Consider the following 13066-nt stretch of genomic DNA (forward strand, 5'->3'; position numbering starts at 1 on the left):
ATGCTGCTCTTTCATTCAATAAAACAAGGATGTGTAGCTGAATTCTCTATTAATAAATGGTTCGTCCCTGCTCGTCCTCAATACCACTCTTGCGATAGAAGTACGTATTAATCAAGTCCCGCCATTCCTTGGCATGCTCGGCCTGATTTTCCTGACGCAGAGCTACGGTTTCGAAAATTTCCGGTTCCACTTTACCTTCGAGCTTTCTCCAGGTTTCCGCTAAAGCTTGCGCCTGTTCCGCACCCTTGAAGTGTGTATCATAAATGTGCTGAATGACGGTCTTGCCAGAATGCAGCACATGCGTATAAGGAACATGGTGGAAGAATAACAGCAGCTCATCCGGACAGGTCGTGACATTTTCATATCGTTCCGCATTTTCAGTATGATACTGCGATGTATAACCTGTACCGCTCTGTACGGTCCGATCTACTCCAATGCCCTTGCAATCTGCAAAGTGATACGTTCCCCACTTGGAATATTCATAACCGTCCACATTGGGGCCATAATGATGATCCGGATTAACCATCCAGCCTACTCCGAGCGGCGCCGTATAATTTTCGTAGATGCCCAGAGAGTCCAGAAGCATGCCAGAGATGAGACGAACAACCTCTTCGTCGTGCCCAAACGTGAGTCTAACCCATTCGTCAGCAATCTCTTCGGAAGACAGTTCGGGATTCCAGGCGAGTCTACCATAACCGTACAAATTGGCCTGAGCAAGTGGATGTCCTGTCCAGCATGCATCTGCACCAATATTCGAAACAGCGGCAAAACCACTATGAGGTCTGTTGTACAGGGAACCATCCGCAATACGTTTAACTTCCGATCCTTGTCCCTTCGCATAGGTGTCGAAATCCAATACTTCTTTCCACTGTGGAATCAGATAACATAAATGCCGCTGCTGACCTGTATATTCCTGTGTGATCTGAAATTCGAGTACCTGATTGGTCTTATCCATCGCTCCGAACAGCGGAGATACAGCTTCCCTGACCTGAAAATCCATCGGACCATTTTTGATCTGCAAAATGACGTTATCTGCAAACCGGCCATCCAAAGGCTTAAAGTGGTCATAAGCAGCACGCGCACGGTCTGTGGAGCGATCACGCCAGTCCTGCTTGCAGTTGTAGACGAAACAGCGCCAAATAACCAATCCACCAAATGGACGAAGTGCTTCAGCTAGCATGTTCGCCCCGTCTGCGTGATCCCGATTGTAAGTGAATGGACCTGGTCGATTTTCGGAATCTGCTTTGATCAGGTATCCGCCAAAGTCAGGGATGGCCGCATACACTTTGGCAGTCTGAATGTTCCACCATTCTCTTACTTGCTCATCCAGGGGATCTGCGGTAAGCAATCCGCCGATCTCCATTGGGCTTGCGTAGTTGGCGCTTAAGTAAAGTCGGATGCCGTACGCTCTGAATGCAGAGGCCACACGAGCTACATCACTCAGAAAGCGTTCTGTCAGAAACAATGTTTCGCGCTGATGCACGTTGACATTGTTGATGGAGATGGCATTGATGCCAGTCGAAGCGAGCAATCGTGCATAATCCCGAATGCGTACGATATCTTGCGTGAATTCTCCATTTTCATAAAAGATGGATTTACCGGCATATCCGCGTTCAATGCTTCCATCCACGTTATCCCATTGATTAATCATCCGCAACGCATTCCGTGGCTGCTCAATCACATGACTCCATTTATTCGGGGACGTATCCGCCTCACTTGAACTCCCTTGTGCCAGTACCAGCTCTCTGAGCAAATGGAATGTACCATACAGTACACCTTGAGGTGTCTCCGCACCAATGAAGAGTCTGGCTAGTTCCTCGTCTTCACGGATGACGAAGCCTTCACCTTGAACAGCGGCACGTTCACTCTCGCTGAACGCCTCTGCAAGAAGTGAATTGCCTGCCCACGTACCAATCCAGATACCAGGATCATGGGAAGCCTGTTTATCCGCAAGGTCGGTACCGGATAAGACTGTTATTGGTTTCTCACCGAACAATCTCTCCAATCCTTGTGTAAGCTCCTCCAGAGCTGTAGCAATGACTTCATGCTTCTCTATTGTATTTATACGTTTCACCCAAGCAGGAACCTTCTGACTTGCAGTACCCTTACGACTGTATTCACCAGAGAGATATCCAAGCCACGCATCATACTGCGGGCCAGCTAAGTTTTGTTGAACGATTGAACGATTCATCGTACCGCCTCCTTGCTAGCATAGATCTGTTCCAAACGTGTACCTTTGCCTTCCAGCAGCCAAAGGATGGATGTTACTCCGCGCGGGTAATATTTGCTGCCTACGGCAACGCCCGACAGGATCTGGTCACTCCAGCACCAGTAAGACTCTTCGGGGTGCAGCAGCCAGTTCACATGCGCGGCATCGGATGCCTGCCCTGATTCATCCCATTCCATGCCCAGTATTTCTCTAGTGATAAACTGGGACAGATAGATTTTGCTTAACCACGAGTTATTACTAGTCGAGGACAGCTTCCATCCCCCATCTTCGAATAGACAGGTACCTGGTACTAGAACGGTCTTCAAATGGGTTCGGAGTGCCTGCAGGTAAGAACCAAACCGGCCATGTTCATCCAGTGCACCTTCACAGCCTGTAAAGTAAGGGAATACCAGCCCCTCTATAGCCGGGATGATACGGGAATCGTTATTCTCTGCAATAACAGCCGGGATGTAGCCTCCTTCCGTCAACTGGGCTGCAACACTCGCGGCACAGCGATCAGCCTGACGTCCGGCCTGAAGGGATAAATCCGAGAGTTTCTCCGCGGCAAACAGCTTTTCAAGAGCCACATATACAGCCCAGCATTTCCCTGCCAGATAAATATTGTTACGGGATTGACCGAGTGACACATCAAGGCTGTCATAAGTCGTAATTTCTGCTCCGCCCTTCGTGCGGCTGCTATCCAGTCCCATCAGACCGTTACGCTGATCTTCATCCGGGTGATCCCGGTTAAGCATGCTTTCGAAGCAATCCTGAATTACAGGTAGCATCTGCTTCACAAATTCCTGATCCTTGGTTTGTTCAATGTAGACGGTTGCACAGCACAGCCAGTTCACAAGTTCTTCATGACTCATCTGGGAAAAGCAATCATCTATTCCCACTAACTCATAGGCAGAATGTCCTGGACGGGAGAACACATTCGCCACACCAATATCATGGGTGAAGGTCAAGCCACCTGGGTACAATTGATCTTCCCCGGGGAAGCGAACCTGATCGGTATAGCTGTAACGTTTCACAAACCACTCAAGCTCGTTGCGTACGGTCCAAGGGTTCAGGGCAAGTTCAAAATATAACTGATCTGCTGTCAGATCAAGGGTGTTCATCATCCGGTACTCGCCTTCATTGACAATCCAGAACGGTTCTCCATCTGCGTCCAGCAGCTGCGTGCTTGCATAATAACTATGAATGGAATGCGCGAGCATAAATGCCTGATCATCCGTCAGTGAGCTGGTACCCAGACGCTGTTCTGCTTCCTCACAAGATGATGTCAATGCATCGAAACGATCGAGGGCATACTGGCCAGCTTCCTGGATATCCGCGAAATACCGGGTATACCAGTACGTCGTATCCAAACCGGAAGTGACGATGCCACCGCGGTAAAAACAAACTGCGAAGTGATATGTACGTTTCTCTCCAGCAGGGACTTCCATAAGCAATGCAGCTGTGCGACCTAATCCAAAAGCTAGATTCTCCACATGTTTTTCCTGCAGGATTTTATCTAACGTGAACCCAAGTGCAGGGTACAGTCCATCGTCTGCAGACATAATCGCTGTAAGCCTTCCTTGTCCGACACCCGTGAGCTTTCCGCCCTCGGGTCCGCCGATCATGCGCATTGCCGAATACGGATCATTACCCTGGTATCCGAAATATGCTCTTCGTGACTGCTGCCCTTGCGTGTTATCAATCGTCATCTCCACGAGAACCGCTGGAACCAAGGCATCTTTTAATTGTTCAATATCACCATGCTCCGGTTCAGGTACAGGACGAACTGGCGAATAGATCCGGAAAGTCAGATCTCCCGCTGTCCAGGTGTCTGTACCGGACTTGAATTCACGTGTAATTTCTTCATCACGAAATGCTGCAATGAGCGGACGCTTCGATCGGGTTGAAGTATGTGCCTGGGACTGTGTTTCAGCTCCCTCTTCTATTCCGTTTTCTGCATTGTCCAGTTTCTCTACATCGTAGCGAACACTCTCATCCTCGGTCGCTGCAAAAAAAGGCAGTGCCTCATAATGTTCGCCATCGCGAGATTGTAATCCTATATATATATTTTGGTCTGCAGGTTTTCCCAGCTCCAGGCCGAGTCCCCCCTTGGCACCTTTGTATCCAAGTGTAAAACTTGCAAAAGCCCCGATCGGTGAGTGGTGGGCGTTATAAAAGATTGATTTGGATGTGCTCATGAACGATGACCCCTCTCAATATGGTTTGCATGCGTTTTCATAGCCTCATCCTAACATGCTCATTCCGCCCTAGACCATGGACAAATCAATCGGATATTTACCCAAATCAAGCTGGTCGTTTATAATGGAATAAAGCGATTACATTTATTTTCGAGCATGCCAGCCTTGTAAGCTGACTGCCCAATTAATTTGTTTCTATTATAAAGGAGGTCTCCGATGTCTTCTACTTATTTGCCTCCCGCTCTGGGTGAAAGTGTACATGAGGTCTTCTACCCGGATGTACAAACCACCGTCAATCTTTTTGCCATTCATCTGCGAAGTGTTGGTGCGGACTGGAATTATCCGGCACATGAACACCCGCAGTATGAGCTGAACTATGTAACAGAAGGTGTGCAGCTCATGTCGGTGAACGGACAAATGTACACACAAAAGGCTGGCGAACTGCTCCTCATTCCTCCAGGAAGCGTTCATTCCAGCCAGAGCCAGGACGGTCAGGGATTTACCTATTTCTGCATGCACTTTGATATCGATGATCAGTTGTTCCTCTCCTTGCTTGCCCGAATCAAGCAGACCCTCTTCCATGCAGACAATCCGGTTACATTAAAGATTGAGCCGGTTTTGAGCAAATTAATGAATTCTGCAAATGAAGAATCGACACCGAATACAATGGTTCAGCGCATGCAGCTGCAATCCGCTGTATTCGAATTATTCGGGCACTTGTGGGAAGCCGTCTCTCAGGAGGCAGCGCATCTGTTCTCCGAAGGATATGAACGGATTGAGCTCGCTCATCAGATCCGGAATCGACTGCAAGGGCTGGTAAACCAGCAATTTAAGCAAGGCAATGAAACCGACAGCCACTACGGAATTGATGACATTGCTGCTGAACTGGGGATTAGCTCCTCTCATTGTAACCGTGTGTTCAAGCAGGTATTTGGTCAGTCTCCGCGCGTGGCGCTCTCCGAGATGGTTTTACATGAAGCGAAGGTTCTGCTTGGTAATCCGAAACTGTCCGTTCAAAGTATCGCTGCAATGCTCGGTTACAAGGATATCGCTCACTTTAGCCGTCAATTCAAGCGTTGGTCAGGCATGTCACCGTCTCGATTCCGACAGGAACAGCCTGCTCTACAGTGAGTCTGTCAGAATGTAGAGCGAAATAGATGAATATGAAATCCCTCTGCTGATGCAGCAGTACTTATTGCAACAAACTATTTCAACAAACGCTTGATTGTCTTCAGCTTGCCATCGTACGGCGGGTACAAAATGGACAAATTCAATTTGGTGCTCTTTTTGAGCACGCTTTTCATATGTGAGAAGGTTTCGAGGCTGTACCGCCCATGATAAGAGCCCATACCGGAATGTCCTACACCGCCAAATGGCAGCCGTGGATTCGCTACGTGAGTGATCGTATCATTAATACAGCCTCCTCCAAAAGAAACCTCGCTGAGCAGTTTATCCTGAAGCTGTATGTCTGATGTGAACAAATAAAGTGCCAGCGGCTTCGGACGCTTCAAGATCGCCTCAATGGCTTCATCAATGCTGCGGTAACTGATTATAGGCAATATCGGTCCGAAGATCTCATCTTCCATGGTGGCTGCGTCCCAGGATTCAGCGTCAATCAGTGTCGGTGCAATGTAGCGATCCGCTTCATCAGAGTGACCGCCATAGATCACTTTGTCCTGGTCCCGTTCAATAAGCTTCGTTAATCTTCTGTAATGAGCCTGATTGACGATGCGCCCATAATCGGGATTATGCTGAATGTCTGTACCGAAGAAGGACTCCACAGCTGCTTTCATCTCCGAGATCAGCTGCTCCTTCACTCGTTCATGCACAAGCAAATAATCCGGAGCGATACAGGTCTGTCCCGTATTGAGCAGTTTACCCCATATAATACGTTCAGCAGCAACTTTAATATCTGCTTTCTCGTCCACAATGACAGGACTTTTCCCACCAAGCTCCAGGGTAACAGGGACGAGGTTTTTGGCAGCGGCCTCCATGACGATTTTACCAACCGGCACACTGCCCGTAAAAAAAATGTAGTCAAACGGAGCATTAATCAGTGCTGTCGTTGTGTCCTTGGCTCCTTCTACGACTTGCACATAACCCGGCTCGAATACCGAGGCGATTATTTCACGAATAACGGCCGAAACGGCAGGTGTGTTTTCCGAGGCTTTGAGCACCGCGGTGTTCCCAGCGGCAATCGCACCAACCAGAGGTTCCATCAGGAGCTGAAACGGATAGTTGAAAGGTCCGATAATGAGCACGGATCCATATGGCTCAGGGATAATGTAACTTTTGGAGCCGATCAGAGCCATCTGTGTTTTTACTTTAACGGGTTTGACCCAATTTTTTATTTTTCGTATTGTGTGTTTGATGCTGTCCATCATAAAACCAATTTCGGTCGTGTAGGATTCAAACTCACTTTTACCCAAGTCCTGATGCAGCGCTTCGGTGAGTTTGGACTCATAGTTCTGAATAGCCTGCTTCAGCTGGGTTAAACGCTCAATTCTAGTCTCCGCTGAACGCGTGGCCCCGGAACGGAAAAACTGGTGCTGCTGCTCCAAAATCAGCTTAACCGCATGACGATCTAACTCCTGTAGGGTACTCATATCTTATGTCTCCTCTACTTATATTGATGAAACGTTTAAACAAACGAACGTATTGAATGGAAGACTACACATGCTTAATCGTTTTGATTCATTAGTTGTCTACAGACACTCTTTCTCCAACGCAGCAACCAGTTCTTTCAACAGTTCAACGGATGGCTTCAGGGAAGCGGAATAATACCGCTGGGTACCCTTCTGTTCCACGGAAATAAGCCCTTTCTCAAGCAGTAACTTGAGATGGTGAGAGATGGCTGGTCTCGACAGACTGGATTGTTCTGTAATCTCGTTTACGGTCATCTGACCCCGCTCGGTTAGGATTAACAAAATATTTTGACGGTGGTTATCGCTTAGGACTTGGAATAATGGAATGCAGGACTGAAAGATACTTATCGCTTGTTGACCCATATGTTCACCTCAATCTACTCAATCATTGTATACATTCACATGCATTGGTTTAAGAGTTTAAACCTATCGACCCCTATTTTACCTCTACTCCAGATAAAACTCAATTATTCATTCATTATTCCATTTGAAATGTGATAAAAGCGCTTCCACACTACCATACAAGTATGGTAGTATGTCATTGAAGGAGTTGAAGTTGTGGAATATATCCCAAAGTTTTCGTCCAAAGCCGGTTTGTCGTCTTCCCTAAACGGTCTGTCGTCCATGAATAAGCAAGCCTCCTCAACCCGGGATGTCGTCTATGTTACTTTGAAGCAATTGATTCTAAGTTTAAAATTGCCTCCCGGCACGGCTATCTCCGAGAAGGAAATATCGCTGGAGTTTCAGGTAAGCCGTACTCCTGTTCGAGAGAGTTTTGTAAGACTGGCACAGGAAGGTTTGCTTGAAGTATATCCGCAGCGCGGTACGTATGTTTCTCTTATACAGGTAGACCTCGTTGAAGAAGCACGCTTCATGCGTGAGCAGCTGGAACGGGCCGTGATCCGGCTTGCATGCGAGCACTTTCCGGATCAGGAGATGATTTTATTGGAGCAAAACCTTGCTCAGCAGCAAGCATGTTTGCTGCAACCGGACGATGAACGAATGTTTCAACTGGATGAGGAATTCCATAGCACCCTTTTTGCAGGATGCAACAAAAGCAAAACATGGACCGTGATCCAGCAGATGAATGTACACCTCAATCGAAGCCGGATGCTTCGTTTGTCTTCGGATCATCAGTGGAATCATCTGATCGAGCAGCACCGGTCCATGGTGGAGGCCATTCAGCAGCATGATGCCCAGACGGCAGAACGAATTATGCAGGATCATCTTCACCTGACCGTCACAGACCTGGCCATCCTTCAGGATACATATCCTTCCTATTTTCAACAATGACATGTCTGGCTTTTTCTAATTACACTTGATGAGGTGAACGTGATGAAAATGGTTTTTCGCTGGTTTGGCGAAGGCAATGATACGGTGACGCTGGATCATATTCGGCAGATTCCGGGAGTGGAGGGCATTGTGTGGGCACTGCATGATGTTCATGCAGGCGAAGAATGGCCCATGGACAAAATTCTGGCTGTCAAAGCGGCAGCCGATCGTGCAGGATTGCATTTGGATGTAGTAGAAAGTGTCAATATTCATGAAGATATCAAGCTGGGCCTGCCTACTCGGGACAAATACATCGACAATTACAAAAAAACGATGGAAAAACTCGCTCAGGTCGGCGTAAAAGTAATCTGTTACAACTTTATGCCCATCTTCGACTGGCTGCGTACGGATCTTCATAAGGAAATGGAAGACGGATCTACTGCCCTCTTCTATGAAAGCAGCAAGCTCGCAGATATTGAACCACTGGAACTTGTGCGGCGCATAACGGAAAATTCCGCTTTAACGATGCCAGGCTGGGAACCGGAACGATTGCAGTACCTGACTGGTCTGTTCGAAGCTTATAAGGATGTGACCGAGGAAGATATGTGGGAGCATGCCCGATATTTTCTACAGGAGATCATTCCTACGGCTGAGCGGCTTGGCATTCGAATGGCGATCCACCCGGATGATCCGCCATGGCCTATTTTCGGTTTACCAAAGATCATTATCAGCCAGGATAACCTGCGTAGATATCTGAATCTTTATGATAGCCCTTACAACTCTGTAACCCTGTGCAGCGGATCTCTTGGAGCTAACCCGGATAACGATATTATTGGTATGATTCATGAATTCCGTGACCGGATCCCGTTTGCCCATATTCGTAATGTCAAAGTGTATGACAACGGTGACTTCATTGAGACTTCACATCGCAGCCAGGATGGGAACGTGGATATTGCAGGTGTAGTTGAAGCTTATCACGACATTGGATTTGAAGGTTATGCAAGACCCGATCACGGGCGTCACCTCTGGGGCGAACAATGCAGACCTGGTTATGGACTATACGATCGTGCTCTCGGTATCATGTATCTCTGGGGTGTCTGGGATTCGCTACAAAGGAGGACAAAAGCATGAGCGACTATGTATTTGAAAAATCTACCCGTCTGGAAGGTAAAACCGCGGTAATTACAGGTGGTGCTGGCGTCCTCTGCCGATCCATGGCCGAAGAACTTGCTCGTCACGGGGCCCGTGTTGCCATTCTCAATCGGACGGTTTCCAAAGGAGAAGAAGTTGTTGCCGCAATTGAAGCTGCTGGCGGAACCGCCATTGCCGTTGCTTGTGACGTAACCCAAGTGGACAGTGTGAAGGCCGCGGCGGCAACGGTACAGGAAAAGCTGGGTCCATGCGATATCCTGATTAACGGCGCAGGCGGTAATCACGCCAGTGCCAATACGACGAATGAAATTTTCAGATTGGAAGATCTCGAGCAGCCTGATGTCACCACGTTCTTTGACGTCAGTGTGGATGGGTTTCGTCAGGTCATGGATCTGAATTTTGTGGGCTCCCTTATTCCTACCCAGATCTTTGCAAGACAAATGATTGATCGTGATGTGCCTGCAACAGTCATTAATATCTCGTCGATGAGCGCACCTTCGCCGATGACCAAAGTGCCAGCGTACAGTGCAGCCAAGGCTGCAATTAACAATTTCACGCAATGGCTGGCAGTCCATCTTGCCGAATCGGGAATCCGGGTTAATGCCATTGCACCAGGATTTTTCCTTACGGAACAAAACCGGAATTTGCTGCTTCATCCAGATGGCTCTCCTACTGAACGTTCCAGCAAAATCATTGCACATACGCCAATGCGCCGGTTTGGGAAGCCTGAAGACCTGCTGGGCACGCTCATGTGGCTTGCGGATGAGAAGCAGTCTGCATTCGTCACCGGCACGGTTATCCCCGTTGACGGAGGATTTATGGCTTATGCTGGCGTCTAATGGCCTGATTGATCCTTCTATATAGGCTACCTTAATAATAAAACGCTAAAATTAATTATTAACATGTAATAACGACCCGTAATCAGGAGTGTGTATCCTGGTTTCGGGTTTTTTCATATTCCGAATAAGATCATCCAGCCGAGGAAAAGCTTGTACTAGTCAACAATAACCATTGGCAGCTTGAAATGATGTTGAAGTACGCCAAGTGTAGGAAGGTGATACATATATGATGGAAGAAACATGGGTTGTAGCTGTACGCTCCATAATTGCTTTTTTGACCCTGATCATCTATACAAGAGTGCTCGGCAAACAACAAATGGGTAACCTTACGTATTTCGATTATATTAACGGTATTACCATTGGTTCCATTGCGGGAACTTTCGCTACTGATTTGTCTTCTAAAGCATGGATTCATTTTGTCGCGCTTACCATTTTTACAATCATTACGATTATCTTTCAATACATAACACTTAAAAATCGAACAATTTCCAAGCTGATGGATTCTGATCCTACCGTTGTCATACAGAACGGTAAAATCCTTGAACAGAACCTGCATAAAATGCGAGTGAAATTCGATGAATTGACCATGATGCTGCGTCAAAAAGATGTTTTTGACATTACGACACTGGACTATGCGATCCTTGAACCGGACGGCAGTCTCTCCGTTGTTTTGAAACCCGAGAATCAGCCTGTTACAGCAAAAGACATGCATATGCATCCACCCAAAAGCAAATTGATGACGGAGCTTATTATTGATGGTGTTTTGATCAGACAAAACCTGGAGGAAAGAAACAAGGACTTGAATTGGCTGACCGAACAGTTGAAAAAGAAAAACATCACCATCCAGGACATTGCTTTTGCGGCAATCTTGCCTAACGACAAATTGTATGTCGACCTTTTTGAAGACCATTTCTCAGAAAAAACGGATATGGGTGATTATAAGGGACCCTTCTAATTTTCTTTTACTATCTGCATGGAGGCGGTTGAATGAAAACACGTTTCTGGTTACTGTATGTACTGCCGATTTTTTTGCTTGTTCTGTTTGTAGCCATTATGGCCACAGGGTCATTTCTCAAGAAACCATTCGGTACACAGGATCGCTTGCTCGAATCCGTACAAACCTTGGAAAAGCAAGTGGAGAAAAAACAGTGGACGGAGGCCAAGTCTCAAATTGAATATGCAATGCAAGCCTGGGACCGCATCGTCAATCGTATTCAGTTTAGTGTTGAACGGGAGACCATTTACGACATTCTGGGTACCCTTGCCCGAATCAAGGGGGGCGTCGCTGCTGAAGATGACAAGGAGATTATGGAGGAAATCTATTACTTCTACGTTTTATGGGACAATCTTGGGGATTAGTGGTATACAAAATAACAAATGATTCAAAAAGGCACCTCCTTTATCGCAGAAGGAAGTGCCTTTTTGAACGCATTTAGGCGTTTCGCGAACGTACACCACGTGAACGATGTCTACGAGATGTACCTTCTTTGCGGAAAAACAGACTCAGCGCCCCCTTTGCACACCACAGCGCAAACAAGGCAAAGAGTGTACCCCAGAACAGGGCTGGCAGGAACGTCTGTTGAGCCAGATTTGCTGCATCCCCTGCCCGTGAAGGCTGTGTCCAGGACATGAAACCGACATACATGGCACTAACCACAGACTCTTCCAGGGTCAAGAAAGCAAGTAACAGATAGTAGTACTTCACGATTTTGGCACCAAAGATCATAATCACGACATTCAGAGCAATGAAGCCTGTAAGCCATAACATGCCGAATTCTCCTCGTACATATAACAAAAGGGAAACCAGTGCTACAGCGGTCATGATACCCAGCCCCCACATATGCAGCCCTTTGCGGTATAGATAAAATAACAACCATGCAAAAAGGGAGGCCGTGATATATCCTGCCAATGACACCAGAATTGATCTGCCTGGTGTTAACATAGATGAGTATGTGACACCGCTGTGATCAGCGTATAATTCGATTCGTAATACTTTTCCGGATAACAGCAGGGTCATTAAAGCATGGCCGAATTCATGAATCATTGTGTCCAGATTCCGGAACAACGAAGAAAACGGAATAAAACGTGTTAGAAAAACTGAAGCCACCAAAAACAATATGGTTTTGAGCCATTTATTCAATTCCGTGTTCCCTCCTATCACCGACTAGACATGCCCATCGTTATACTACGTATCAACCCTCTTCTCGTTTCTCATGGAAAAGTGGGCTGCACAATATTCCATCCACCAGCAGAAGCTGCGATTATGCCCAATGAAGAAAGAAGACAAATCATAACGTCCCTTCTCAACCTCGAGCGTAACGAGCAGCCGATTTCGCATATGCTTCAGTGCATATTGGACGAATTGATCAGCGGCTTCACTTTGCACTAGTGTAACATAAGCATATAACGAATGGTCTACCGGTTCATCTAGCGGACTCACTCCGGCACATGAAAACTCGGTCGCAACGTCAGCTTGCTGAAGCAAGGATAAGGCTTCGTGCAGCTCTGCATCTATTTCTACACCGTTCCACAACACCGTTTTCTTCGCAGACACGGCATATTTATCACGTTCCGTCCAGTGCAGCAGCTCCTGCTTGCGTCTTCTCCATAGATGAGGCGGCTGCAAACTTAGCAATACTTCCTGTTCTTCACTTGGACCCATAAGCTTCTCCTCCTACCCCCATTGGTCCTCCGATAGCATCTTATACAACGAAAAGAGCACATCGCTGTGCTCTCTGCGTGGCAAAAGGC

The 13066-nt window shown here is 47.1% G+C and carries 12 protein-coding genes; 6 read left to right on the top strand and 6 right to left on the bottom strand.

The features are described from left to right. Positions 1 to 49: 49 nt before the first annotated feature. On the bottom strand, positions 50 to 2191 hold the full coding sequence (locus tag AC3WQ3_RS18060) for an alpha-glucuronidase family glycosyl hydrolase (protein WP_492473019.1): 2142 nt from the start codon (positions 2189 to 2191) through the stop codon (positions 50 to 52). After that, positions 2188 to 4407 carry a glycoside hydrolase family 52 protein gene (locus AC3WQ3_RS18065; protein WP_492473020.1) on the bottom strand — a complete coding sequence of 740 codons (2220 nt, stop codon included), beginning with the start codon at positions 4405 to 4407 and terminating at the stop codon, positions 2188 to 2190. Before AC3WQ3_RS18065 ends, AC3WQ3_RS18060 begins: the two co-directional genes overlap by 4 nt. 216 nt (positions 4408 to 4623) lie before the next feature. On the opposite strand from AC3WQ3_RS18065, the gene AC3WQ3_RS18070 reads away from it, so the two are divergent. Further along, on the top strand, positions 4624 to 5538 hold the full coding sequence (locus tag AC3WQ3_RS18070; RefSeq protein WP_336780184.1) for an AraC family transcriptional regulator: 915 nt from the start codon (positions 4624 to 4626) through the stop codon (positions 5536 to 5538). Positions 5539 to 5612: 74 nt separating this feature from the next. Here the strand turns inward: AC3WQ3_RS18070 and AC3WQ3_RS18075 are convergent, their stop codons facing one another. Together AC3WQ3_RS18075 and AC3WQ3_RS18080 are read right to left on the bottom strand one after the other, a co-directional pair. Further along, positions 5613 to 7013: an aldehyde dehydrogenase gene (locus AC3WQ3_RS18075; RefSeq protein ID WP_492473021.1), complete on the bottom strand. Its 1401-nt coding sequence runs from the start codon at positions 7011 to 7013 to the stop codon at positions 5613 to 5615. Between the two features lie 99 nt (positions 7014 to 7112). Next, entirely contained in the window at positions 7113 to 7415 is a 303-nt protein-coding gene (locus AC3WQ3_RS18080) for an ArsR/SmtB family transcription factor (protein ID WP_095287060.1), read from the bottom strand. A gap of 261 nt (positions 7416 to 7676) precedes the next feature. Here AC3WQ3_RS18080 and AC3WQ3_RS18085 point away from each other — a divergent pair, with 261 nt between their 5' ends. The 5 genes from AC3WQ3_RS18085 (at position 7677) to AC3WQ3_RS18105 (ending at position 11674) form a co-directional block, all read left to right on the top strand. After that, positions 7677 to 8345 carry a GntR family transcriptional regulator gene (locus AC3WQ3_RS18085; protein ID WP_492473102.1) on the top strand — a complete coding sequence of 223 codons (669 nt, stop codon included), beginning with the start codon at positions 7677 to 7679 and terminating at the stop codon, positions 8343 to 8345. A gap of 42 nt (positions 8346 to 8387) precedes the next feature. Continuing rightward, positions 8388 to 9455 (top strand): mannonate dehydratase, encoded by a 1068-nt coding sequence (uxuA, locus tag AC3WQ3_RS18090; RefSeq protein WP_492473022.1) that lies wholly within the window; start codon positions 8388 to 8390, stop codon positions 9453 to 9455. Next, positions 9452 to 10315, top strand: coding sequence for an SDR family oxidoreductase (locus tag AC3WQ3_RS18095; RefSeq protein WP_492473023.1), 864 nt, complete (start codon positions 9452 to 9454; stop codon positions 10313 to 10315). Before uxuA ends, AC3WQ3_RS18095 begins: the two co-directional genes overlap by 4 nt. 229 nt (positions 10316 to 10544) lie before the next feature. Further along, positions 10545 to 11270 carry a DUF421 domain-containing protein gene (locus AC3WQ3_RS18100; RefSeq protein WP_492473024.1) on the top strand — a complete coding sequence of 242 codons (726 nt, stop codon included), beginning with the start codon at positions 10545 to 10547 and terminating at the stop codon, positions 11268 to 11270. 32 nt (positions 11271 to 11302) lie between these two features. Then, entirely contained in the window at positions 11303 to 11674 is a 372-nt protein-coding gene (locus tag AC3WQ3_RS18105) for a DUF4363 family protein (protein ID WP_492473025.1), read from the top strand. A 73-nt stretch (positions 11675 to 11747) separates the two neighbouring features. On the opposite strand, the gene AC3WQ3_RS18110 is transcribed toward AC3WQ3_RS18105, so the two are convergent. Continuing rightward, positions 11748 to 12455 (bottom strand): M50 family metallopeptidase, encoded by a 708-nt coding sequence (locus AC3WQ3_RS18110; RefSeq protein WP_492473026.1) that lies wholly within the window; start codon positions 12453 to 12455, stop codon positions 11748 to 11750. A 45-nt stretch (positions 12456 to 12500) separates the two neighbouring features. Then, positions 12501 to 12977, bottom strand: a complete 477-nt coding sequence (locus AC3WQ3_RS18115; RefSeq protein ID WP_492473027.1) for a hypothetical protein — start codon at positions 12975 to 12977, stop codon at positions 12501 to 12503. Positions 12978 to 13066: the final 89 nt, after the last annotated feature.

Source organism: Paenibacillus sp. FW104-T2, from assembly GCF_058789975.1.

Excerpts from the sequence above, each read along its gene's own strand:
- AC3WQ3_RS18075 (WP_492473021.1), bottom strand. The coding sequence starts at position 7,013 with ATGAGTACCCTACAGGAGTTAGATCGTCATGCGGTTAAGCTGATTTTG.
- AC3WQ3_RS18065 (WP_492473020.1), bottom strand. The coding sequence starts at position 4,407 with ATGAGCACATCCAAATCAATCTTTTATAACGCCCACCACTCACCGATC.
- AC3WQ3_RS18080 (WP_095287060.1), bottom strand. The coding sequence starts at position 7,415 with ATGGGTCAACAAGCGATAAGTATCTTTCAGTCCTGCATTCCATTATTC.
- uxuA (WP_492473022.1), top strand. The coding sequence starts at position 8,388 with ATGAAAATGGTTTTTCGCTGGTTTGGCGAAGGCAATGATACGGTGACG.
- AC3WQ3_RS18085 (WP_492473102.1), top strand. The coding sequence starts at position 7,677 with ATGAATAAGCAAGCCTCCTCAACCCGGGATGTCGTCTATGTTACTTTG.
- AC3WQ3_RS18070 (WP_336780184.1), top strand. The coding sequence starts at position 4,624 with ATGTCTTCTACTTATTTGCCTCCCGCTCTGGGTGAAAGTGTACATGAG.
- AC3WQ3_RS18060 (WP_492473019.1), bottom strand. The coding sequence starts at position 2,191 with ATGAATCGTTCAATCGTTCAACAAAACTTAGCTGGCCCGCAGTATGAT.
- AC3WQ3_RS18100 (WP_492473024.1), top strand. The coding sequence starts at position 10,545 with ATGGAAGAAACATGGGTTGTAGCTGTACGCTCCATAATTGCTTTTTTG.
- AC3WQ3_RS18115 (WP_492473027.1), bottom strand. The coding sequence starts at position 12,977 with ATGGGTCCAAGTGAAGAACAGGAAGTATTGCTAAGTTTGCAGCCGCCT.
- AC3WQ3_RS18105 (WP_492473025.1), top strand. The coding sequence starts at position 11,303 with ATGAAAACACGTTTCTGGTTACTGTATGTACTGCCGATTTTTTTGCTT.
- AC3WQ3_RS18095 (WP_492473023.1), top strand. The coding sequence starts at position 9,452 with ATGAGCGACTATGTATTTGAAAAATCTACCCGTCTGGAAGGTAAAACC.